We start from the raw sequence: 24,763 nt of genomic DNA, 5'->3' as shown, positions 1-24,763 counted from the left end.
TGCGACATTTTTCGCTATCCCTCCCCATTTCACTGTTTTTTCGTAATGTATTTTTGCTTTAATGCATTATGCTCTTCTAATGTTTTCGCATAGTACACTTCACCACTTGGTGCAGCTAAGAAATAATAATAATCTGTTTGCGCAGGTTCTAACGCAGCTTCCACTGAATGTTTACCAGAGTTTGCGATCGGCCCTACCGGCAATCCTTTTACAACATACGTATTGTACGGTGAGTTGACCTTTAAATCTTCGTATAATACACGTTGTTTATGCTTTCCAAGTGCATATAATACCGTTGGATCCGTTTGAAGCGGCATACCTTTTGCTAAACGATTATAAAAGACACTAGCGATCTTTTGACGATCTGTAAAACCAGTTGCCTCTTCTTCAATAAGTGAAGATAATGTTAAAAGCTGATGAACATCCCAGTTCTTCGCTTTCATTTTCGCCTCATTTTGAACAATGATTGCATTTGTTTTCTCAAGCATCGGAATTACAATTTCTTCTAACGTTGTATCTTTCTTATAAAACGAATACGTTGCAGGATATAAATAACCTTCTAATGGGTATTTAATATTACTATCAAAGATTTTATCCGTTAATAACTTCGGATACTTTTGCTGCATTTTTTGAATAAATGCTTTATCGTTTAATTGACGCGTAACATCATCTTTATTCCACTTTAATTCTGTCGCAATCGTTTCTGCAATTTCAGTTACTTGCGCCCCTTCTTTAATCGTCACTTTATAAAGAGCTGGACGATGCACGTTCCCAGATGACATTTGTTCGATCACATCTTCAGCATTCATTGAAGGGTTTAATAAATATGTACCTGCTTGTAAACTTTTCGATTTAGCCTTTGTATAAAAACTAAAAACTGTACCGTTTTTTACAGCGCCTTTTTCTTCTAAAATTTCTCCAATTTTACTTGTAGATGATCCTTTCGGAATTTCTACTTCAATCTCTTTTTTATTCCCGCTATCAACTGGTCCTAATGCGGATGAAATATACGCATAGACTGAACCACAAACTAAAAGCAGTGCAATAATCGAAAATAAAAGGATGCGTCTACGCTTCTTTTTCACTTGATTCTCTATCAAAACATTTCCTCCTTACTTAATTGTAGACCGTATGTACACCTTTCTATACAGCACGATGTAAAAACGCAACAAATTCACTTATCTTTTTTTAATAGACACTTTATTTTTCTACAATCCGTCTCATTATACTACAAAGACTTACACAGTTTCGACAAAAAATCTTTCATTTTACATATAAATACAAAAAAAGATGGACTGTATGTCGTCCATCTTTTCAGTACTTATTATTCAGCTTCTTGCTCATCAGCAAGAGTGTTGAACATTTCTTGTACCATTTCCCACTCTTCTTCAGATTCGATTGGAAGTAAGCTTCCGCCCTCTTCTTCATTTTGCTCATAAGCCATTGCATCATAAATTGGGTCTCCATCTTCGTCTACTTCACCGATTGGAGAAAAGACTACATATGATTTTTTACCAAATTTTTCAGCATCAAAAGTGAAAATAATTTCACATAAATGTTCGTTACCTTTTTCGTCTACAATTGTAATTTGATTTTCTTCCATTTTGGTCACCTCTTATTTACTATCTAAAAATCCTTGTAAGATTACGACTGCAGCCATCTTATCGATTACTTGTTTTCGCTTCTTACGACTTACATCAGCTGAAATGAGTAGACGTTCCGCTGCCATCGTTGACAAACGCTCGTCCCACATTACAACGTCTAATTGTAACAGCTCTCGTAGGTTTTCTGCAAATTGTTGGCACGCTTCACCACGTGGGCCAATTGTACCATTCATATTTTTAGGTAAACCTACTACTATTTTATCCACATTGTACTGCTTTACTAACTCAGAAATACGATCAAAACCAAAGTGACCTCGTTCTTCGTTAATCTTAATTGTTTCTAATCCTTGTGCTGTCCAGCCCATTTCGTCGCTAATTGCAACTCCGACTGTTTTTGTACCTACATCTAAACCTAATATCCGCATAAACTACTCCTCACGATGATGTTTCAAGTAAGACTTCACAAGCTCTTCAATAATCTCATCACGTTCAAGCTTGCGAACGATGCTACGTGCATCTTTATGGCGAGGTATGTATGCTGGGTCTCCACTTAATAAATAACCGACGATTTGGTTAATTGGATTATAGCCTTTTTCTTGAAGTGCATCATACACAGTTAAAAGTACATCATTTACATGGACACTCTGTTTTTCATCTTGAATGCTAAACTTCATTGTTTTATCAAAACCGTCCATTTCAAGCACCTCACTTATATAGTAAGTATAGGGAGAAGAACTTCTCCTCTCCCTACCATTGTACACTACTATCTCTTTATTTTGAAACAGATTTAACGTACTCTTGTACAAATGCTAAAGCTTCTTCGACTTGAGCTGGGTTTTTACCGCCTGCTTGTGCCATATCAGGACGGCCACCACCGCCACCGCCGCAACGAGAAGCTACTTCTTTCACAAGTTTACCAGCATGGTAACCTTGGCTAATTAAGTCTTTCGTTACACCTGCTAGGATATTTACTTTATCGTCATTAACAGACACTAATACAACAACTGCCGACTCTAATTTATTTTTTAGATCATCCATCATCGTACGTAAGTTGTTCATATCTGCGACATTTACTTTCGCTGCTAATACATTCACACCATCAACTGTCATTACAGAATCAGTTAAGTTTCCAGCTTCGATATTGCTTAATTTCGCAGCAAGAGATTCGTTTTCTTTTTGCAGTTGTTTTACTTCGGCAAATAGACCATCAACTCTTGTTAAAATATCTTTCGGATTTGTTTTCATTTTTCCTGCTGCTTCTTTTAATAAACCTACTTGATCGTTCATTAATTCGTATGCAGACTTACCAGTTACTGCTTCAATACGACGAGTTCCTGCACCGATACCAGACTCAGCAACGATTTTGAAAATACCGATAGAAGCTGTATTATCAACGTGACAACCACCACAAAGCTCTAAGCTGTAATCGCCAACTTGTACAACGCGTACAACATCACCGTATTTTTCACCGAATAATGCCATTGCGCCCATTTCTTTCGCTTCTTCGATTGCTTTTTGAGAAATCTCAACATCAATACTTTCCCAAATTTTCTCGTTTACCATACGCTCAATTTTTTCTAATTCGTCAGCTTGTACTTGACCGAAGTGAGAGAAGTCAAAGCGTAAACGTTCAGAAGTTACAAGAGAACCTGCTTGGTTAACGTGTGTTCCAAGTACATCTTTTAATGCTTGGTGTAGTAAGTGAGTTGCTGTATGATTTTTCACAACGCTACTACGGTTTTTCGTATCGATAATAGCTTTCACAGCCGCATCTTTCGTTAATGTACCTTCTTCAACAACAACTTTGTGTAAGTTTTGACCATTTGGTGCTTTTTGCACGTCTTTTACAAGAACTTTCACGCCATCAGCAAGAAGGTAACCACGGTCTGCAATTTGTCCACCGCTCTCAGCATAGAATGGTGTTACATCAAGCATTAATTGTCCTTCTTCACCAGCTTGTAAGCTATCTGTGTATTCGCCGTTTTTCACAAGTGCAACAACGTTACTTTCTGTTGCAACTGTACCGTAACCAACGAACTCACTCGCTACTTTAACTTCTCCAAGTACACCGCCTTGAACTTGCATTGAGTCAACGTCTTGACGAGCAGCACGTGCACGCTCACGTTGTTTTTCCATTTCATTTTCGAAGCCTTCTTGGTCAACTGTCATACCAGCTTCTTCTGCATATTCTTCTGTTAATTCGATTGGGAAACCGTATGTGTCATATAGACGGAACGCATCTACTCCAGAAATAACAGTTGTTTTTTCTTCTTTTGCTTTTGTAATAACTTCAGCTAAAATTGCTTCACCATCATGAAGTGTTTCATGGAAACGCTCTTCTTCGTTTTTCACAACTTTCGCAATGAAATCTTTCTTTTCAAGTACTTCTGGATAGAAGTCTTTCATTACTTCTCCAACAACCGGTACTAATTCAAACATGAATGGACGGTTAATGTTTAATTTCTTCGAATAACGAACAGCGCGGCGTAATAAACGACGTAATACATAACCACGGCCTTCGTTAGAAGGAAGAGCACCGTCACCAACAGCAAATGTTACTGTACGGATATGGTCAGCAATTACTTTAAACGCCATATCTTTTTCTAAATCGCCATTACGATATTTCTCACCAGAAATTGATTCTGTTGCACCAATCATCGGCATGAATAGATCTGTATCAAAGTTCGTAGGCACATCTTGAACGATAGATGTCATACGTTCTAGACCCATCCCTGTATCAATGTTTTTCTTAGGAAGTGGTGTATATGAACCATCTGGATTATGATTAAATTGAGAGAATACAAGGTTCCATACTTCTAAGTAACGCTCGTTTTCTCCGCCTGGATATAATTCTGGGTCACTAAAGTCATTACCGTAAGCTTCTCCGCGGTCATAGAAAATCTCTGTATTCGGTCCACTTGGTCCTTCACCGATATCCCAGAAGTTTTCTTCTAAGCGGATAATACGCTCTTTAGGAACGCCCATTTTCTCATTCCAAATTGTGAATGCTTCTTCATCTTCTGGATGGATTGTAACTGATAGTAATTCTTTATCGAATCCGATCCATTTGTCGCTCGTTAAGAATTCCCAAGCCCATGTAATTGCTTCTTCTTTGAAGTAATCACCAATTGAGAAGTTTCCTAACATTTCAAAGAATGTATGGTGACGAGCTGTTTTCCCTACGTTTTCAATATCGTTTGTACGAATTGATTTTTGAGCATTTGTAATACGTGGATTTTGTGGGATTACACGTCCATCAAAATATTTTTTTAATGTTGCTACACCACTATTAATCCATAGAAGAGATGGATCTTCATGTGGAACTAGTGATGCACTAGGTTCTACTGCATGTCCTTTTTCTTGGAAAAAGTCTAAAAACATTTGACGAATTTGTGCGCCTGTTAGTTGTTTCATTGTATTTTCCTCCTTAAATATAAAAAACTCCCGTCCCTATAAAAGGGACGAGAGTTAACTCGCGATACCACCCTAATTATGAATTGATTACAATAACAATCAATTCATCACCTCATGGTGCCGTAACGTGGCAAGACGGCAGTGATTAGCTGCTCTCAGGATTAGCTTTCTGTTACCCTTCATTTAAAGCTTCTTTCAGCCATATGGAAGCTTCTCTCTATAAATGGACTGTAACGTACTTGTTCCGTCATTGATTTAATGTATTATATGACTAAATATAATAGAATTCTCTTAAGTTTGTCAATGTAGATAATCATTTATATTGTATTAATCGCTTATTAATCATAGGTATTCTACTATTCATTCTTAACAGCCTTTTCATATATTATGCGTTTATTAATAAATTGGAATCTCCTTACAATAATTATTTATAAAAATTTCTAAATATTACTTTTTTTGCTATAATTAAATTATTGTTAATAAAATAAAGGAGCGATCACAATGACAACCTTACTTAACAAAGCTAAAAACATATTAGCGACTGACGAAACGATATTATTTTACGCAGCATGTTCATTAGACATATTTATTTATCGTTCCGTCGCAAGGCCAGGATTGCTAATTTTAACGAACAAAAGGCTATTCTTTTACGGGCCAGATGTAAGTAAGAATCCAATATTTGAAGAGTACTCTTTCGCAAAAATTTCTAATCTAAAAGAACAAAAGCGTCTTTTCAACAATCAAATTGTATTTATGTATGATAACGAATGGAAAAAAATAAAACATATTCAAACAAATGATGTGAGCTCCCTCGTTCAAAAGATACACGAGCAGCTTTCTAAATAAATATATGATTAGCCCTCTATTTCTTACATAGAGGGCTTCTATACTTACACATTTTCTTTTTTCAAGAGAGGTCTCACATGAACAATGACAGTACGAATAACTGCTAAAATCGGAACCGATATTAGTAATCCTACAATACCAGCTACTTCCCCTCCAACAAGTAATGCAAGCATAATAATAACAGGATGCATACGAAGTGACTTACCAACAATGTAAGGCGATAAAATGTTACTTTCCACAAATTGCAAAATAGCAATCGTAATCCCCGCCTTAATAAGTAAACTCGTTGATACTGTTGCTGCAATCATTAACGTCGGGATCGCTCCTAAAATAGGACCAAAGTACGGGATTATATCCGTTACCCCAATAATAATGCCAAGCAATAATGGATATTTCATACCGATAAACCAAAAAGAAAGAGCTGATACTCCCCCTAATACTAAACAAACAAATAACTGTCCTCGAATATAACTTCCAAGTGACTTATCAATTTCTTTCGCAAGCATTTGCCCCGTACCTCGCCATTTACTTGGGACTAGTTTCCAAAAGATATGATAAAACTCACCATAATCTTTTAATATGTAAAATACAATGAACGGTATTAAGAAAATAATGAGCAATGAATCGAGTACACCACGAGCTGTACTCATCACTTTATTTAAAAGCGCTTGAATCTTCGTTTCCACACCCACAAAAAGTTGTTTCACCTTTTCATGAATGAACGAAGGGAAATTCGCTGTTTGTTCTGTAACGCCATCCATCCACGAATCGTACATCTTTGTAAACTGCGGAAATTGTTCATTAATCTCTTGTAACTGTTTAATAACGACTGGTGTTCCTTTATAAATCCCATAACCAATTCCGCCGAAGAAAAGGATATAAATGAGCAAAATGGCAAGTGTACGGGGCATCCCTTCCTTATGAATTTTTTCAATTAAAGGGTGCAATAAATACGCAATAAAACAGGCGATAAGAAACGGCGTAATTGCTACTTTAAATACAAAAATAATCGGTGCCCATAGTGGCTTAATTTTTAAAAAGACGAGCAAACAAAGAAAAACAAGTAACAATAATCCTAAACGATATATCCAAATGATTTTAAGATTCTTCACATGAAAAACCTCCTCCACCTTTATTTTGAAAATAAATGGGTTAGGTTATGTGTGAAACTTTTAAAATCTTTTCATACGGACCATACTGTTTTTTAAAGACGTACATATAAATAACATAACAAGGACAACCACCCCTGAGAATACAGCATGAAATAATGTAATCAGGAGGGCTAATTATGGTTTTGTTTATGCTTGGATTATCAGCACTTTTTATGATTCTTGAATGGATTTGTATCGGCTTTGGTATTTGGAAGGGGTTCTTTATTCGTTCCTCACGTAAAGAAAAAGCGAAGCAATTATGGCAGTATGGAATACTTGGCGTCGGCTGTTACGGTCTATCTTATCTTTTCTCAGAAATTGGACTTTTTTATTTGCATATGAGTGCATAAAAAAACTCCCTTGTCTATAAGGGAGTTTTCACTTTATCGAAATGATTATAAGTAAGACTTAATCATCTTACGTGCTTTTTTCATATTGCGTTTTGAAAATACATCTTGCTTACGAGCATATTGATATGCTGCAGCTCCAACACCTAATGCGATTAATGAATTGCGTAGATTCAAAGTAAATCCCCCTTTTCGTTATCCGATCGTTCTTTCATTCTCATCAAATAAATCATCAAGAGAGCTTAATGAACCATCTTCCTCAACTTGATGCGTATGGATTTTCCCCTTTGAAACCGATAATTCGATATAACAATTCCAGCAATAAAATTGGTTGACACCTATTTTCCCAATGTCTTTCCCTTTGCAATTTGGACAAATGAACATATGGCTTTCATCTCCTTACAGTCTCCCAGATTCTATTCGCCATTATGTCCAAACCGCATTCATTTATACATTGCTGGAGCCTTTCAACGCTATGCGTTTGAAAGTTTCACTATATAATTTCACCTTGTTACATGAAATCATACGGTGAAATGTTTTCCACGTCCATTTCCTCGCCATTAACTGTGACCATCTGTACTTCTCCTTGTGATTCCTGCAAGCGACTAGCTAAAGTTGTTTGACGCATTGCATCATCAAGGCGATTTACACCAGATTGGAAAGCTACTTCCTCCCCGCAAATAATAAGGAACTTCTTACTTCTTGTAATGCCCGTGTAAATTAAATTACGGCGTAACATACGGTTGTAACTTTTCACAATCGGCATAATAACAATCGGAAATTCACTACCTTGTGATTTATGAATCGAACAACAATATGCATGTGTAATTTGATTTAAATCCGGCTTTGTATACGTTACCTCAATTCCATCAAATGAAACGATAATCATATCTTGTTGCTCAACGTTTTCTTTCGCATAAAACACCGAAACAATTTCTCCGATATCCCCATTAAACACTTGGCTCTCCGGCTGATTAACGAGTTGCAGTACTTTATCGCCTCTTCGGTATACAACATCACCGTACTGGATTTCTTTACTCTTTTCCCTTTTCGGGTTAAATACTTGTTGCAGCGCTTCGTTTAATACATTAATACCAGCAGGCCCGCGGTACATCGGTGCTAATACTTGAACATCCCTTGCACTAAAGCCTTTTGTTTTAGCGTTTTCGCAAACTTTTTTCACAACCTCAACAATTTGAGCCCCTGTACAGCTGATAAACGAACGATCTTTTTTATTTTGCGCTAAATCTGGCGGGAGTGTGCCGTCTTTGATCGCATGGGCAAGTTGAATAACAGATGAGCCTTCTGCTTGACGATAAATTTCAGTAAGCTTCACTGTCGGAACTGCACCTGCATTTAATAAATCTTTTAATACTTGTCCAGGTCCTACAGATGGCAACTGATCTTCATCACCTACAACGATAACTTGAATATTCGTTGGTAGCGACTTAAATAGCTGATTTGCGAGCCAAATATCAACCATTGAAAATTCATCGATAATAAGGAGCTTACCTTGGACAGGATCCGTTTCATTACGCTGGAAAGATCCTTCTGGCGTCCAGCCAAGCAAACGGTGAATTGTGCAAGCTGGAAGTCCTGTCGATTCACTCATCCGCTTCGCTGCTCTTCCTGTTGGAGCTGTTAATAGTATTGGAAATGGATTATCATCACTGTATTCATTCGGATTTAACGATAATCCGTGAAGTGACGCATACATTTCAACAATCCCTTTAATAACGGTTGTTTTTCCTGTTCCTGGTCCACCTGTTAATAACATCATCGGTTTATGAAGTGCCGTTTGAATCGCTTCTTGCTGAAATGGTGCATATTGTACATTCAACTGTTCTTCAATTTCACCTAATGTTTTTAACACTTCTGCTTCAGGAAATGAAGGTGTTTCCTCTTGATTCATCAATCGACGAATAGACTTTACAACACCTTTTTCAGAGTAGAATAAAGTTGCTAAATACACTCGTTCTTCTTCTATGATGACTTTCCCTTCACTTTGCATCGTTTCAATACAACCTATAATATCTTCTTCAGTCACTCTTCCTTCTTGATTGTTTAAAAGTGACATCGTTTCTCTTACAAGTTGATCTTTCCTCATATAAACGTGACCAAGTTGCAATGAGACATTCTCTAATGTGTAAAAACATCCCGCTCGTACACGGTCGTCGTGATTACCCGATATCCCTAACGCACGCCCTATATCATCCGCTCGTCCAAAACCAATCCCGTCCACTTCTTCAATAAGTTGATACGGATTATTACGAATCACTTCTAATGTCATCTCTTTATATTGCTGGTAAATCTTAATAGAAAGTTTCGTTCCAAAACCGTAACCATTTAAAAAGCTCATTACTTTCTCTAATCCTTGATGTTCAACAATTGTCTCATATATTTCCTGAGCCTTTTGTTTGTTAACAACACCATTTAACGCCTCAGGGTCATCCATAATTTTAGAAATAGCATGTTCCCCGAGATGATCCACAATTTTTTCCGCTGTACGCTTTCCTATCCCTTTAAATAAATCACTCGCTAAATATTGCACCATACCTGCTTTTGTTTGCGGCAATTCTTTTTTAAATGTTTCAACCATATATTGTTTTCCATACTTTGGATGGTCCTTAAAGTGACCTGTCAATGTAAACACTTCATCTTCATGCATGCGGGGAAAATGACCGTTTATCATTACTTTCTTTTCGTCATACGTTTCATTCGTTTCAATGACTTTCATACTGACAACGGAATAGAGGTTTTCTTCGTTGTGGAAAATGGTATGAAGAACTTGCGCTTTTATAAATTTTTTCTCTTCCTCAAACAAATCCATTGCATGTTGATTTCCCATCTTTCCTCTCCTTTCCGATATTTTCACTTTAATGAGCAGTACATCCCCCACCTTTTTAGATGAGGGATAACTACCCATTAAACTATATTTTTATCTTATTCAGCTTCTTGCTCTAATAAACGAACGCCATTACCAGCTAAAAAGTGATCTGGCTGAATTTCAGTTGCTTTCTTAAATAAAGCGAGAGCTTTCTCGTTATTTTCTTCAAATACGTAAGCAACACCTAAATTGTAATACGCATCTGCATGCTCTTCATCCATTTCTAATACCTTTTCAAAATAAGGTTTCGCCTCTTGAATATGTTCTAGTCGCGCAAAGCAAAGTCCGCACTGGAATACAGCTTCTACATCGTTTTCATCTAATTCTGTTGCTCTTTGTAAGAATGGTAGTGCAAGACGATCATTTCCAAGCTGTACATGTGTAATACCTAACATAAATGTTACATCAGCTGATTGTAATCCAGCTTGCATTGCTTGTTCGAATACAACTTTCGCCTCAGTAAATTGCTCTTGGCCATAATATACGTTTCCTAAGCCATAATAAGCAGCTGCAGATTTATCATCTAACTCTAATGCACGTTTATAAAATAAAATCGCTCGCTCACTATCTCCTAATACGTCTAATAAATTTGCAAAATTAATGTATCCAAGCGCATCTTTCGGATTTTCTTCAATTGCTTCTGTAAAATTTTTAGCTGCTTCTTCCCAATTTCCTTCTTGCATATATTGAATACCTGTTTCAAGTTTGTTTGACATGTCCTTCACCTCTACAACAAATTATAACAAAGAATGTATTTTCCAAGCGAACGAAAATTCGCTTTATGTAAAAGAAACCTCTAACCGCTAATCGGCAGAGGCTTCTCATTTATCCTAAATAATCCAATTTCTTACCACTACGGTATACTTCATCAATTGTAGCACCGCCTAAGCACTCATCTCCATCATAGAAAACGACTGCTTGTCCTGGTGTAATTGCACGAATTGGCTCATCACAAAGAATACGAACTGTATTTTCATCAACGATTTGAACCGTTACTTTATTGTCTTCTTGACGATAACGGAATTTCGCCGTGCACTTAAATTCTGTTTCTTTTTCTTTGTTACTTACCCATCCTACATTCGTAGCAATAACTTCATCACCATATAGAAGTTCGTTATGGAATCCTTGATCAACATATAAAATGTTTTCTTTTAGATTTTTTCCAACAGCAAACCATGGATCACCATTACCACCAATTCCAAGACCATGACGTTGTCCAATTGTATAATACATTAAACCGTCATGCTTCCCTTTCACTTCACCAGATAATGTTTGCATTACACCTGGTTGTGCTGGTAAGTAGTTACTTAAGAAATCTTTAAAGTTACGCTCACCAATGAAGCAAATACCTGTACTATCTTTTTTCGCCGCTGTCGCTAAGCCAGCTTCTTTCGCCATTTCACGAATTTGTGGTTTCTTCAGTTCACCTAACGGGAACATTGTTTTTGATAATTGCTCTTGGCTTAATTGATTTAAGAAGTATGTTTGATCTTTATTGTCATCAACGCCGCGAAGCATTTTATATTCGCCGTCCATATAAGCAACGCGTGCATAATGACCTGTTGCTACATAATCGGCACCAAGCGCAATTGCATGCTCTAAAAATGCTTTAAATTTAATTTCTTTATTACACATTACATCTGGGTTTGGTGTACGACCAGCTCGGTACTCATCTAAGAAGTACGTAAATACTTTATCCCAGTATTGTTTTTCAAAGTTTACTGCATAATACGGAATACCAATTTGGTTACACACTTCAATTACATCATTGTAATCTTCTGTTGCTGTGCAGACACCATTCTCATCTGTATCATCCCAGTTTTTCATAAAAATTCCGATTACATCATAACCTTGCTCTTTTAATAAAAGTGCTGCTACAGATGAATCGACGCCACCGGACATTCCGATGACAACGCGTGTTTCGTGAGGTAGTTTGTTCATCATGTCACCTCCCATGCTAATTTTGTGTTAATCGCTTCACGATTTTCACTGTTTCGTACGCCGCTTTTTCAATTTGCTCTTTCGTATTTCCAAGTCCAAAACTAAAGCGTACGGATGAACGTATTTGATCGGAGTCTTTTCCAAACATCGCTACTAATACATGTGATGGATCAATCGAACCAGCTGTACAAGCAGAACCACTTGATACTGCAATGCCAGCTAGGTCTAAGTTCACAAGAAACGGTTCAATGTTCATTCCTGTAAAACTTACATTAAGTACATGCGGTAAGCGATGTTCTAAGTTTCCGTTTACCTCGAAAGTAATGCCTTCATTTTTGAAGACAGATACCATTATATCTTTAAACTCTTCATATTGGGCATTTTTTTGCTCACGAGTTTTTTCAGCTATAAGAATTGCATGCTGAAGCCCAGCAATACTAGGCACATTTTCCGTACCAGCACGGCGTTTTCTTTCTTGCTCTCCGCCTATTAATAACGGCTCAAATTTCACATTTGCACCAGCGAATAAGAACCCTACACCTTTTGGCCCATTAATTTTATGAGCTGAAATTGATAATAAATCAATACCAAACTCTTTCACATTAATTTCTACTAAACCGTAAGCTTGTACCGCATCTGTATGGAAATAAGCTTGATGCTCTTTTAGCAGCTTTCCTATTTCCACAATTGGTTGCATTGTCCCTACTTCATTATTCCCAAACATAATAGATACAAGAATCGTCTCTTCTGTTAATGCCTTTTGTATGTCAGAAACTTGAATGCGTCCTGTTTCATCGACAGGTAAATATGTCACTTCAAACCCTTCACGCTCTAACAATTCGCACGTATGCAAAATCGCATGATGTTCAATTTGCGTCGTTATTATGTGGTTACCTTTATGACGGTTCGCACGTGCTACACCTATAAGCGCTAAATTATCAGCTTCTGTACCACCGCTCGTAAATATAATTTCATTCGGATTCGCATGAATGCTGCGTGCACACACTCGTCTCGCCTCATCTACTGTGTGACGAGTTTGACGTCCATAAAAGTGAATACTAGACGGGTTCCCGAATATTTCTGTCATATATGGAATCATCTTTTCGACCACTTCTGGGTGAGTCGGAGATGTCGCAGCATGATCTAAGTAAATGCGTTCCATTAAATCTCCTTCTTTCCAAATCGTTTCACAAGGAATTAAATGTAAAACATATAGCCCCCGTGATTTTCTTCCTCATAACGTACTAAATCTTCTAACGTTGTACTATCTAACACTTCTTGCACCGCATCACGAACACGCATCCATAACTGGCGCTGTGCTGGCTCTTCTTCTTCTATCATTTCTACAACACTAATCGGTCCCTCTAATACACGGATTACATCCCCAGCTGTAATGTTAGCCGGTTGATCAGATAATACATATCCGCCATATGCCCCGCGCGTACTCTTTACAAGACGAGCGTTACGAAGTGGTGAAATTAATTGCTCTAAGTAATGCTCGGATAAGTCATGCGCCTGCGCAATTGATTTTAATGAAATCGGACCTTCACCAAACTTTTTTGCAAGATCAATCATAATTGTTAAGCCATAGCGGCCTTTTGTTGAAATCTTCATCTATTTTGCACCTCTTTTCAAATTTTCACTTCTATTGGTTATATCTTATTTATAAAAAGAACACAATTTAAAATCCTATGAAATTATAGCATAATATAGTATTATAAGAAATTTCAACTTGTGTATCAAAATGATAACATAAAATCACATTGAAAAACTCGGAAATTATTACAATTGAAAGAAAAATGAAAATATTCTTCTTCATTTTTCCCATAAAACAGCATCCTATTTCAAATTTCGTAGAAAAAAATGATACGATAGAACGAGATTATATATTAAGGGAGACGGTCTAAATGAAACAACCACTCGCACATCGAATGCGCCCTACAAATATTCAAGAAATTATTGGGCAACAGCATTTAGTTGGTGAAGGAAAGATTTTATGGCGAATGGTCCAAGCAAATCATTTTCAATCTATGATTTTATACGGTCCTCCAGGTACAGGAAAAACATCCATTGCCAGTGCAATTGCAGGAAGTACCGGTACCCCGTTTCGTCTATTAAACGCTGTTACTCACAATAAAAAAGATATGGAAGTTGTCGTACAAGAAGCAAAGATGCATCGACACCTCGTTTTAATTCTAGATGAAGTTCACCGTCTAGATAAAGCAAAGCAAGACTTTCTATTACCTCACTTAGAAAGCGGACTTCTTACTTTAATTGGTGCAACGACAAGTAATCCATTCCATGCAATAAACTCCGCTATTCGAAGCAGGTGTCAAATTTTCGAATTACACGCACTAACAGAAGATGATATTTTAATTGGGTTAAAAAGAGCTTTAGAAGATAAAGAAAAAGGCCTTGGAGAATATGCTGTAACGGTAACAGATGAAGCACTACATCATTTTGCAAATGCCTCTGGTGGTGATATGCGTTCCGCTTATAACGCACTTGAACTTGCTGTATTATCTAGCTTTACTACAGACGATCAAGCGGCTGAAATCACACTCGAGATTGCAGAAGAATGCTTACAAAAGAAGAGCTTCGTTCACGACAAAGGCGGCGATGCTCATTATGACGTATTATCAGCATTTCAAAAATCAGTACGCGGAAGTGATGTAAATGCAGCGCTCCATTATTTAGCACGCCTTATTGAAGCAGGTGATTTACAAAGTATTGGCAGACGCCTTCTTATTATGGCTTATGAAGATATTGGACTTGCTAGCCCACAAGCTGGACCGCGTACACTAGCTGCAATTGAATCAGCTGAACGAGTTGGATTCCCAGAAGCACGCATCCCACTTGCAAATGCCGTTATAGAGCTATGCTTATCACCAAAATCAAATTCAGCTTATAAAGCACTTGATGCTGCATTACACGATTTACGCAACGGTCAAACAGGTGACATTCCAAACCATTTAAAAGATAGTCATTACAAAGGCGCAGAATCACTCGGAAGAGGCATTGGATATTTATATCCACACGACCATCCAAATGGCTGGGTAAGGCAACAATACTTACCTGATAAAATAAAAAACAAGCAATATTATAAACCGAAAACGACAGGGAAATTTGAGCAAGCACTTTCTACTGTTTATGAAAGATTACAAACTTCGAATAAAACGAAAAATAAAGGGTAACATAAACGAAAACGTCACCATTATGGAGGCTTCGCTTATGAAAACACGTCAAGATGCATGGACAAAAGAAGATGATCTCCTTTTAGCAGAAACTGTTTTGCGACATATTCGCAGCGGAAGTACACAAATAAAAGCGTTTGATGAAGTTGGCGACGCTTTAAACCGCACTTCCGCAGCTTGTGGTTTTAGATGGAATGCTGAAGTAAGACCGAATTACGAAGATGCGGTGCAGCTTGCAAAAAAACAACGTAAAGAATTAAAACGTTCTGAAGCTAATATAGAAAAAGATCGGTTCACGAAAACGAAACAACTCGTAATTGACGCCGATTTTTCAGAAGATATTACGCCAAGTAAACAAGATCTTACAATGCAAAATGTCATCTCATTTTTACAAAATTTAGAACATAACAATCCTTCACTTGCAAAGTTGCAAACTGAAAATGATGTATTACAAGCTCAGCTCACTTCTCTGCAAAAAACGAATCATGAACTTGAAACGAAATTAGCGGTACTCACAAAAAAACAACAAGCAATCGAAGAAGATTACGCGATGCTTGTTCGAATTATGGATCGCGCTCGAAAACTTGTTTCGGTTGAAGAACAAGAAGAACAGATTGCTCCCATTTTCAAGACAGATCAAAATGGAAATTTAGATATTATATATTCTGCAGAGAATTAAAAACAAGGATGTCACTTTTTTGACTAAGTGACATCCTTGTTTGTTTTCGGTAAACCATATATATACATGTCGGTAAATGAATTTATATCAACGATTTTTCGAATATATCTATTGTAACTTGCAATATATCAACGGTTTTCCGAATATATCTATCACAACTTGCAATATATCAACGATTTTTCAAATATATCTATCACAACTTGCAATATATCAACGATTCAATAAAGGAGATCGATTTAATGACAAAGATTTACAATAACATTACTCCCTGTCATACAAGAAAACTCCTAAAACATATTGGATAATTTTTACTAAAATGTTATTATAACCATATACCTTTAAAGGGAGATGGTTGCTATTTCATTAATAATCTTCAAAATAACTCTTGGCCTTCTCGTCCTGACTTTAGCTCTTTTCACCATTAACAGTCTAAAAAAGACATCCGCCTATAAATCAGATAAATATGATTATTACTTACTAACCTTACTTACATTTGAACTAGTAGTGATGCAAATATCCATATTTCTTTAATACATATAAAAAAGCATATATCCAAAATGGATATATGCTTTTCTTTTATTCTTGCCCTACACGTTTCACTTCTACATTTTTAATACGTTCACGTACAACGTGACTTGCCATAATTAAGCCTGCCACAGATGGTACAAATGCATTTGATGAAGGCGGTAATTTCGCTTTACGAATTTTTGCATTCTCGTCTGGTACGATTTCTTTACGTACTTCTTCACGAATTACGATTGGGTTTTCATCAGAGAAGACAACTTTTACACCTTTTTTAATACCCTCTTTACGAAGCTTCGTACGAATTACTTTCGCAATTGGATCTGTATGTGTTTTAGAAATGTCCGCAATACGGAAACGAGTTGGGTCCATTTTATTTGCTGCACCCATACATGAGATAATTTTAATTTTACGACGTAAACATTGTTTAATTAAATGGATTTTGAACGTAATCGTATCAGATGCATCCACTACGAAATCTAAACCGTGTTTAAAGAACTCTTCATATGTTTCATCTGTATAAAACATTTCTAATCCAATTACTTCACATTCCGGATTAATGTCTGCAATACGCTCTTTCATTAATTCTACTTTTGAACGTCCTACAGTAGATACTAAAGCGTGAATTTGACGGTTTACGTTTGTAATATCTACAACGTCTTTATCAACTAATACGAGACGTCCTACTCCAGAACGCGCTAACGCTTCAGCTGAAAATGAACCTACGCCGCCAATTCCTAAAATACCAACTGTACTATTTTTTAATATTTCAAGTCCTTCTTTACCGAAGGCTAATTCATTACGTGAAAATTGATGTAACATTCAGCTCTACACTCCTATTACAAAAATGGTCTACCATGTATTCTAGCGTTTTTCCGACTATTTGTATAGAAAAAGTTATAGAATTCCTAAAAATACATATTTCGATAATGAAAACATAGTGTAAACCGGGATTTTGTTTCTTCTTTTAATTATCCATTAAAAAAGTCTAGATGGTTATAGTATAACCATCTAGACCCTATTCTTACTTTTCTTCTTTTAAGCTTAATTTTAAGTTTAACTCTTCAAGCTGTGCTTCTGCAACTGGGCTTGGAGCTTCTGTTAATAAGCAGCTTGCGCTTGCTGTTTTTGGGAATGCAATTGTATCACGAAGGTTCGTACGGCCTGCAAGTAACATAACAAGACGATCTAAACCTAATGCGATTCCGCCGTGTGGTGGTGTACCGTATTCGAATGCTTCTAATAAGAATCCGAATTGCTCTTGCGCTTCTTCTTGTGAGAATCCAAGTGCTTTGAACATTTTTTCTTGTACGTCACGCTCGTAAATACGAAGTGATCCACCACCAAGCTCATAACCGTTTAATACAAGGTCATATGCTTGTGCACGTGCTTTTTCTGGCGCTGTTTCTAGTAGCTCAACGTCTTCACGGAATGGCATTGTGAATGGGTGATGAGCTGCGAAATAACGATTTGCATCTTCATCGTACTCAAGAAGTGGCCAATCAGTTACCCATAGGAAGTTAAATTTACTTTCATCAATTAACTCAAGCTCTTTACCTAGACGTAAACGAAGTGCGCCTAAGCTATCTGCAACAACGCTCTTCTTATCTGCTACGAATAGTAATAAGTCGCCAGCAGTAGCTTCTAATGTACTCATTAACACGTTTGCATCTTCTTCACCGAAGAATTTCGCAATCGGTCCTTTTAAGCCGTCTTCTTCAACTTTAAGCCAAGCTAGACCTTTTGCACCGTATACTTTCACGAATTCAGTTAATGCATCGATGTCTTTACGAGAGTATTTACTTGCAGCACCTTTTGCATTAATTGCTTTTACTTGTCCGCCGCTTTCTACAGCACTTGTAAACACTTTAAAGCCACAACCTGCTGCAAACTCAGATAAGTCTGTTAGTTCCATTTCAAAGCGTGTATCTGGCTTATCAGAACCGTAGCGAGCCATTGCATCAGCATATTTCATACGAGGGAATGGTGCACTAACTTCTACACCTTTTGCATCCTTCATAACTTTCGTCATCATACGCTCCATCATTTCTAAAATCTCATCTTGTGTTAAGAATGAAGCTTCAATATCGATTTGCGTGAATTCTGGTTGACGATCTGCACGTAAATCTTCGTCACGGAAACAACGTGCTACTTGATAGTAACGCTCAAATCCGCCGACCATAAGAAGCTGTTTAAATAACTGTGGTGACTGTGGTAATGCATAGAATTCACCGTCATGTACACGACTTGGTACTAAATAGTCACGAGCTCCTTCTGGCGTACTTTTCGTTAAAATTGGTGTTTCTACTTCTAAGAACTCTTCTGTATCTAAGAAGTTACGAATTGTTTTTGTTACGTCGTGACGCATTTTGAATGTGTTGAACATTACAGGACGACGTAAGTCTAAATAACGATATTTTAAACGCACATCTTCTGATGCATCTGTATCATCAGCAATAATAATTGGTGTTGTTTTCGCTGCATTTAGTACATTTACTTTTGTTGCTTGTACTTCAATACGACCAGTTGCCATATTGTCATTAATTGCGCCTTCACCACGTTCAACAACTGTACCTTCTATGTGTAATACGTATTCGCTACGAATTGTTTCTGCTACTTCTAACGCTTCTTTTGATGTTTCTGGGTTAAATACAACTTGTACGATACCTGTACGGTCACGTAAATCGATAAAGATTAATCCACCTAAGTCACGGCGTTTTTGTACCCAACCTTTTAATTGAACTGTTTGTCCAACAGCTTCTACTGTTACTTTTCCACATGCATGTGTTCTTTCAGCCACTGTAAGTTCCCCCTATATTAATTTCTCTGCTACGTATGAAGCAAATACATCTAAAGCTACTTCTTCTTGTTCACCTGTTGCCATATCTTTTAAGTTAATGATGCCTTTATCTAGCTCATCTTCTCCTAATACAGCTACAAATTTCGCCTTTAGACGATCTGCTGATTTAAATTGTGCTTTCATTTTGCGATCTAAATAATCTTTTTCAACCGACAATCCAGCTTTACGAAGATCGAATGCCACTTTTGCAGCATGGTCTTTCGCTTTTTCACCAAGCGCTACAACGTAACAATCAATGCTATGTTCAAGTGGTAATTCAATGTTTTCAGCTTTTAGCGCCATAATTAAACGTTCAAGACTCATTGCAAAACCGATACCTGGCATTTCTGGTCCACCGATTTCTTGTACAAGTCCGTTATAACGGCCACCACCGCTTAATGTAGTGATTGCACCGAAACCTTCTGCCTCACTCATAATTTCAAAAACAGTATGTTGATAGTAGTCTAAACCACGCACTAAGTTCGGATCTTTTTCAAATGGAACATCCATCATCGTTAATAGTTCTTGTACTTTGTCGTAGTATACTGCTGAATCTTCGTTTAAGTATTCTGTAATAGATGGAGCTGTTGCCATTAATTCATGGTTACGGTCCTTCTTACAGTCTAAAATTCGAAGTGGGTTCTTTTCTAAGCGAGATTGACAGTCAGAGCAGAATTCGCCGATACGTGGCTCAAAGTGTGCGATTAATGCATCACGGTGTGCTTGACGACTCGCTGCGTCACCTAAACTGTTTAATACAACTTTAATATTTTTTAAGCCCATGCCGCGGTAAAATTCAACAGCAAGTGCAATTACTTCTGCATCAATTGCAGGGTCATTACTGCCGATTGCTTCGATACCGAATTGTACGAATTGACGATAGCGACCTGCTTGTGGTCTTTCATAACGGAACATTTGACCGATATAGTATAATTTCGTTGGTTGTGTTGCATCACCAAACATTTTATTTTCAACGTAAGAACGTACAACAGGTGCAGTACCTTCTGGACGTAATGTTAAGCTGCGCTCTCCACGATCTTGGAATGAGTACATTTCTTTTTGTACGATATCTGTCGTATCACCAACACCGCGTAAAAATAGCTCAGTGTGCTCAAAAATTGGTGTACGAATTTCTTTATAATTGTAACGACGGCAAATTTCGCGTGCTTGCCCTTCGATATACTGCCATAACTCAACAGTGCCTGGAAGAATATCTTGCGTTCCGCGTGGGATTTGAATAGACATATTCAGTTCCTCCTCAAATTGTTTTAATCTTAATAAAAATAAAAAAACTCCCGCCTCTACTGTTTAAACAGTAGGGACGAGAGTATTATACCCGTGGTGCCACCCTAATTGAAGCACGTATGCTTCCACTTTTTTAATAACGCTTAAATATGCGTTCATCCCTACTAAGCATATATGCCGTTCAAGTTGAAACCTCTAGAGTGTCATTCAATCAGTCATCATGCAGAAATGTTTTCAGCCTAAGACATTCCTTCTCTTTCCATGTGTATCTCATTTACTCTTCTCTATCAACGGTTATATTCATATGTAAATATAAAATTACTATACGTTTGTTAAGTAAGATTGTCAAGTGCTCTAAGAACGTTCAATCTGCTTCTTTAAACGCTTTACATCTTGAAGAGAAATCCCAAACTCGGAAGCAAGCTCCATTGAAGTATTATTTTGCTCTTTTGAAATAAAATCATGAAAATTCACGTTAAACAGTTGATTTGCACCATTTGTAACAGAATGCCCTTTTTCATTCATACGCATACGTATATCCCTCACATTCAATATGGATGTTTTACTTTTTATTGTTCCATATTGATGAGAGAGTTATACATAACCGAAACTGCTATTGATTCCAAATAAATGAACAAAACATACAACAATGTATAAAAAAGAGAGGATTATATAACCCTCTCTTTTTTATCAACACTATTTACTTTCTACAATTAAGGTCACCGGACCATCATTGATTAAAGAAACGTCCATCATTGCTCCGAACTTTCCTGTTTCCACATGCAATCCTTGTTTGCGAACTTCTTCATTAAAGAAATCGTATAAACGCTCTGCGTAGTCAGGTTTCGCAGCATCCATAAAGTTTGGACGTCTTCCCTTGCGACAATCTCCGTATAATGTAAATTGCGAAATAGATAGAACTTGTCCTTCTACATCAAGTACAGAATGATTCATCTTTCCGCTCTCATCTTCAAAAATACGTAAGTTTGCAATTTTTTCCGCAATATAAGTTGCATCTTTTTCTGTATCTTCATGCGTAATGCCAACTAGTAATGTTAAACCGAACGGAATTTGTCCTACGATCTCACCGTCTACTGTGACAGACGCTTTCTTTGATCGTTGTAAAACAACTCTCATCTTTCTACACTCCCTATTAATGCATCATGCGTCGTACTGCATAAATTTCTGGAACGCGTTTAATGCGTTCTACTACTTTTTTCAAGTGTTGTAAGTTACGAATCGAGATTGACATATTAATTGTTGCCATTTTATTACGGTCACTTCTACCAGAAACAGCTGAAATATACGTTTTCGTCTCTGTAACAGCTTGCAGTACTTCATTTAATAAACCACGGCGATCGTAACCCGAAATTTCAATATCAACGTTATACTCAATTTCTTTTTCAGGGCTACCTTCCCACTCTACTTCTAATAAACGTTCTACAGCTTCTTCTGTATGAACGTTTACACAATCACGGCGGTGAATCGATACACCTCGGCCTTTCGTAATATATCCAACGATATCATCGCCTGGAACTGGGTTACAGCATTTCGATAAACGGATTAATAAATTATCAGCACCGCTTACCTTTACACCAGAATCCCATTTTCGAATTTTCATCGGTTTACGAACTTCTTTAACTTCAACAATTTCTTCTTCTTCGCGTTGTTTGCGGAACTTGTCCGTTAGTCGCGTAACAATTTGCGAAGCTGTAATTCCGCTATATCCAACTGCTGCAAACATATCTTCTTCATTTGCAAAGTTAAATTTCTCAGCGACGCGTTTTAAGTTATCAGGCGCTAATACTTCTTTCATCTCATACTCTAGACCACGTACTTCCTTTTCAACAAGTTCACGGCCTTTTTCAATATTTTCGTCTCTACGTTGTTTCTTAAAGAATTGACGAATTTTATTTTTCGCATGAGAGGTTTGAGCAAGTTTTACCCAATCTTGACTTGGGCCATATGAATGTTTCGACGTTAAAATTTCAATGATGTCGCCTGTTTTTAATTTATAATCCAACGTCACCATTTTACCGTTTACTTTTGCACCAATTGTTTTATTCCCAATTTCCGAATGGACACGATACGCGAAATCAATCGGAACCGATCCAAGTGGTAATTCCATTACATCGCCTTTCGGTGTAAAGACGAATACCATGTCAGAAAATAAATCAATTTTTAATGACTCCATAAATTCTTCTGCATTAGAAGCTTCATTTTGCCATTCTAGTATTTGACGGAACCATGTGAGTTTCTTCTCTAATGTACCTGTTGTTTCTGCTGTTTTTCCTTCTTTGTACGCCCAGTGTGCCGCGATCCCGAATTCTGCAATTTCGTGCATTTCTTTCGTACGAATTTGCACTTCAAGTGGATCACCTTTTGGTCCAATTACAGTCGTATGAAGAGATTGATATAGATTTGCTTTTGGCATTGCAATATAATCTTTAAAACGACCTGGCATCGGCTTCCAGCACGTATGAATAATTCCAAGCACCGCATAACAATCTTTAATACTATTTACAACGACACGTACAGCTAATAAATCGTAAATTTCATTGAACTGCTTATTTTGCAGTGCCATTTTACGATAAATACTGTAAATATGTTTCGGTCTTCCAGAAATCTCAGGTTGAATTGCAACTTCTTTTAATTTCTCACGAATACCAGTCATTACTTCGTCTAAGTATTCTTCACGTTCTGCACGTTTACGCTTCATTAAATTTACAATACGATAATATTGTTGGGGATTTAAATAGCGAAGTGACGTATCCTCTAGCTCCCATTTAATAGTACTAATTCCGAGTCTATGTGCTAAAGGTGCAAAGATTTCTAACGTTTCATTCGCTATGCGACGCTGCTTCTCTTGAGGCAAATGTTTCAATGTACGCATGTTATGAAGACGATCAGCTAGTTTAATTAAAATAACTCGAATGTCTTGAGCCATTGCAATAAACATTTTGCGATGGTTTTCTGCTTGTTGTTGTTCGTGAGATTTATATTTAATCTTCCCAAGCTTTGTAACACCATCAACAAGCATAGCAATTTCTTTGTTAAATTCCCGTTCAATATCTTCTAACGTAATCTCTGTATCTTCCACTACATCATGTAAGAAACCTGCTGATACCGTAGCTGGATCCATGTGTAAATCAACTAAAATACCTGCAACTTGAATCGGATGAATAATATACGGTTCACCCGATTTTCTATATTGTTCGCTATGCGCATCACGTGCATATTCATAAGCACGTGCCACTAGCTCAATATCTTCATCCGCTAAATATTGACTTGCTTTCTCGAGTACCTGTTCAGCTGTTAGTACCTGCTCATTTGCCATCGAATCACCTTTTATTGAAAATTGACTTTATCTTTATTTAATAGAATAAATTATATTCTATCATTATAACCCAATGATTGTGAATTGTGAAAAGGAAAAGATTTTACTGACATTTCACCATGATTTTTTGTTCAATTATACAAAAGTACCCGCTCCTCTCCAAGAGATTCACGGGTACTTTTTATCACCGTAGTTTTACCTATATAGTGATTAGTATTTTTCTAATACTAATACATCGTAACCATCTAACATTTTACGACCATCTAAGTAAGTAAGCTCTACTAAGAATGCAATCCCTGCTACAACTCCGCCTAGCTCTTCAACTAACTTAATTGTCGCTTCGATTGTTCCACCTGTAGCTAATAGATCATCTGTAATTAATACGCGTTGACCTGGCTTAATTGCATCTTTATGGATTGTTAAAACATCTTTACCATATTCTTTACCGTAGTCAACTGTAATTACTTCACGTGGTAATTTTCCTAATTTACGAACTGGCGCAAATCCTACTTCTAACGCATAAGAAACTGGGCAACCGATAATGAAACCACGAGCTTCTGGTCCTACTACAACATCGATATCTCTTTCTTTTGCGTACTCAACGATTGCATCTGTTGCTGCTTTGTATGCTTTACCGTCATTCATTAAAGGTGTAATGTCTTTAAACACAATACCTTCTTTCGGATAATCCGGTACAATTGCGATATGTTGCTTGAAATCCATATTTCTGAATCCTCCTCAGATCTAAAAGGTTTGT

24 protein-coding genes and 2 other annotated features are annotated in these 24,763 nt (G+C 37.0%); of the genes, 4 read left to right on the top strand and 20 right to left on the bottom strand.

The genetic code is table 11. The features are described 5' to 3' along the window. Positions 1-29: 29 nt before the first annotated feature. From mltG to alaS, 5 genes are all read right to left on the bottom strand, one after another. The gene (gene mltG / locus BM089_RS11695; protein WP_090977021.1) at positions 30-1,100 is read right to left on the bottom strand and encodes an endolytic transglycosylase MltG; all 1,071 of its coding nucleotides are present in this window, start codon (positions 1,098-1,100) and stop codon (positions 30-32) included. 224 nt (positions 1,101-1,324) lie between these two features. Beyond that, positions 1,325-1,603, bottom strand: coding sequence for a DUF1292 domain-containing protein (locus BM089_RS11690; protein ID WP_000392245.1), 279 nt, complete (start codon positions 1,601-1,603; stop codon positions 1,325-1,327). A gap of 12 nt (positions 1,604-1,615) precedes the next feature. Continuing rightward, entirely contained in the window at positions 1,616-2,029 is a 414-nt protein-coding gene (ruvX, locus tag BM089_RS11685) for a Holliday junction resolvase RuvX (RefSeq protein WP_001221193.1), read from the bottom strand. A 3-nt stretch (positions 2,030-2,032) separates the two neighbouring features. Next, complete coding sequence (locus BM089_RS11680; RefSeq protein WP_000348591.1) at positions 2,033-2,299, bottom strand: IreB family regulatory phosphoprotein; 267 nt, start codon at positions 2,297-2,299, stop codon at positions 2,033-2,035. Between the two features lie 76 nt (positions 2,300-2,375). Further along, positions 2,376-5,018, bottom strand: a complete 2,643-nt coding sequence (alaS, locus tag BM089_RS11675; RefSeq protein ID WP_090977019.1) for an alanine--tRNA ligase — start codon at positions 5,016-5,018, stop codon at positions 2,376-2,378. 40 nt (positions 5,019-5,058) lie between these two features. Then, positions 5,059-5,278: a binding site (T-box leader), on the bottom strand. A gap of 241 nt (positions 5,279-5,519) precedes the next feature. Here alaS and BM089_RS11670 point away from each other — a divergent pair. Then, complete coding sequence (locus BM089_RS11670) at positions 5,520-5,864, top strand: PH domain-containing protein (protein ID WP_000209466.1); 345 nt, start codon at positions 5,520-5,522, stop codon at positions 5,862-5,864. Positions 5,865-5,908: 44 nt separating this feature from the next. Here the strand turns inward: BM089_RS11670 and BM089_RS11665 are convergent, their stop codons facing one another. Next, a complete protein-coding gene (locus BM089_RS11665) occupies positions 5,909-6,976 on the bottom strand; it encodes an AI-2E family transporter (protein ID WP_000793129.1) in 1,068 nt (355 codons plus the stop codon). Positions 6,977-7,152: 176 nt separating this feature from the next. On the opposite strand from BM089_RS11665, the gene BM089_RS11660 reads away from it, so the two are divergent. Beyond that, entirely contained in the window at positions 7,153-7,365 is a 213-nt protein-coding gene (locus BM089_RS11660) for a hypothetical protein (protein WP_000242539.1), read from the top strand. Positions 7,366-7,410: 45 nt separating this feature from the next. Here the strand turns inward: BM089_RS11660 and BM089_RS11655 are convergent, their stop codons facing one another. From BM089_RS11655 to BM089_RS11625, 7 genes are all read right to left on the bottom strand, one after another. Next, complete coding sequence (locus tag BM089_RS11655; protein ID WP_001053553.1) at positions 7,411-7,539, bottom strand: YrzQ family protein; 129 nt, start codon at positions 7,537-7,539, stop codon at positions 7,411-7,413. 18 nt (positions 7,540-7,557) lie between these two features. Next, positions 7,558-7,746: a hypothetical protein gene (locus BM089_RS11650; protein ID WP_000469281.1), complete on the bottom strand. Its 189-nt coding sequence runs from the start codon at positions 7,744-7,746 to the stop codon at positions 7,558-7,560. A 127-nt stretch (positions 7,747-7,873) separates the two neighbouring features. Further along, entirely contained in the window at positions 7,874-10,210 is a 2,337-nt protein-coding gene (locus BM089_RS11645; protein WP_000528080.1) for an SF1B family DNA helicase RecD2, read from the bottom strand. A 95-nt stretch (positions 10,211-10,305) separates the two neighbouring features. Beyond that, positions 10,306-10,965 carry a tetratricopeptide repeat protein gene (locus BM089_RS11640; RefSeq protein WP_000066411.1) on the bottom strand — a complete coding sequence of 220 codons (660 nt, stop codon included), beginning with the start codon at positions 10,963-10,965 and terminating at the stop codon, positions 10,306-10,308. Positions 10,966-11,074: 109 nt separating this feature from the next. Beyond that, on the bottom strand, positions 11,075-12,190 hold the full coding sequence (gene mnmA / locus BM089_RS11635) for a tRNA 2-thiouridine(34) synthase MnmA (RefSeq protein WP_001038010.1): 1,116 nt from the start codon (positions 12,188-12,190) through the stop codon (positions 11,075-11,077). Between the two features lie 16 nt (positions 12,191-12,206). Further along, complete coding sequence (locus BM089_RS11630) at positions 12,207-13,352, bottom strand: cysteine desulfurase family protein (RefSeq protein WP_078400283.1); 1,146 nt, start codon at positions 13,350-13,352, stop codon at positions 12,207-12,209. A 35-nt stretch (positions 13,353-13,387) separates the two neighbouring features. Further along, complete coding sequence (locus BM089_RS11625) at positions 13,388-13,804, bottom strand: cysteine metabolism transcriptional regulator CymR (protein WP_000704116.1); 417 nt, start codon at positions 13,802-13,804, stop codon at positions 13,388-13,390. 293 nt (positions 13,805-14,097) lie between these two features. On the opposite strand from BM089_RS11625, the gene BM089_RS11620 reads away from it, so the two are divergent. Together BM089_RS11620 and BM089_RS11615 are read left to right on the top strand one after the other, a co-directional pair. Beyond that, positions 14,098-15,384, top strand: a complete 1,287-nt coding sequence (locus BM089_RS11620) for a replication-associated recombination protein A (RefSeq protein WP_090977017.1) — start codon at positions 14,098-14,100, stop codon at positions 15,382-15,384. A gap of 37 nt (positions 15,385-15,421) precedes the next feature. After that, on the top strand, positions 15,422-16,063 hold the full coding sequence (locus BM089_RS11615) for an RsfA family transcriptional regulator (protein ID WP_000857709.1): 642 nt from the start codon (positions 15,422-15,424) through the stop codon (positions 16,061-16,063). A gap of 576 nt (positions 16,064-16,639) precedes the next feature. On the opposite strand, the gene BM089_RS11600 is transcribed toward BM089_RS11615, so the two are convergent. The 7 genes from BM089_RS11600 to BM089_RS11570 all read right to left on the bottom strand — a co-directional run bounded on the left by BM089_RS11600 (position 16,640) and on the right by BM089_RS11570 (position 24,729). Continuing rightward, the gene (locus tag BM089_RS11600; RefSeq protein ID WP_000903182.1) at positions 16,640-17,407 is read right to left on the bottom strand and encodes a tRNA threonylcarbamoyladenosine dehydratase; all 768 of its coding nucleotides are present in this window, start codon (positions 17,405-17,407) and stop codon (positions 16,640-16,642) included. Positions 17,408-17,609: 202 nt separating this feature from the next. Continuing rightward, positions 17,610-19,385: an aspartate--tRNA ligase gene (aspS, locus tag BM089_RS11595; protein WP_090977013.1), complete on the bottom strand. Its 1,776-nt coding sequence runs from the start codon at positions 19,383-19,385 to the stop codon at positions 17,610-17,612. 12 nt (positions 19,386-19,397) lie between these two features. Continuing rightward, a complete protein-coding gene (gene hisS / locus BM089_RS11590) occupies positions 19,398-20,669 on the bottom strand; it encodes a histidine--tRNA ligase (protein ID WP_069356224.1) in 1,272 nt (423 codons plus the stop codon). A 69-nt stretch (positions 20,670-20,738) separates the two neighbouring features. Continuing rightward, positions 20,739-20,969 (bottom strand) — a binding site (T-box leader). A gap of 54 nt (positions 20,970-21,023) precedes the next feature. Next, positions 21,024-21,200, bottom strand: coding sequence for a hypothetical protein (locus BM089_RS31070; RefSeq protein ID WP_001242605.1), 177 nt, complete (start codon positions 21,198-21,200; stop codon positions 21,024-21,026). Between the two features lie 165 nt (positions 21,201-21,365). Further along, positions 21,366-21,806 (bottom strand): D-tyrosyl-tRNA(Tyr) deacylase, encoded by a 441-nt coding sequence (locus tag BM089_RS11580; protein WP_001266965.1) that lies wholly within the window; start codon positions 21,804-21,806, stop codon positions 21,366-21,368. A gap of 16 nt (positions 21,807-21,822) precedes the next feature. Then, the gene (relA, locus tag BM089_RS11575; protein ID WP_001262795.1) at positions 21,823-24,006 is read right to left on the bottom strand and encodes a GTP diphosphokinase; all 2,184 of its coding nucleotides are present in this window, start codon (positions 24,004-24,006) and stop codon (positions 21,823-21,825) included. Between the two features lie 210 nt (positions 24,007-24,216). Continuing rightward, positions 24,217-24,729 (bottom strand): adenine phosphoribosyltransferase, encoded by a 513-nt coding sequence (locus BM089_RS11570; RefSeq protein ID WP_000346215.1) that lies wholly within the window; start codon positions 24,727-24,729, stop codon positions 24,217-24,219. Positions 24,730-24,763 lie beyond the last annotated feature (34 nt).

The organism is Bacillus sp. 5mfcol3.1 (genome assembly GCF_900114335.1).
In the GTDB taxonomy this organism is placed as follows: domain Bacteria; phylum Bacillota; class Bacilli; order Bacillales; family Bacillaceae_G; genus Bacillus_A; species Bacillus_A thuringiensis_S.
Note: the sequence above shows the minus strand (reverse complement) of the source record. Positions and strands in the feature narration are given on the sequence as shown.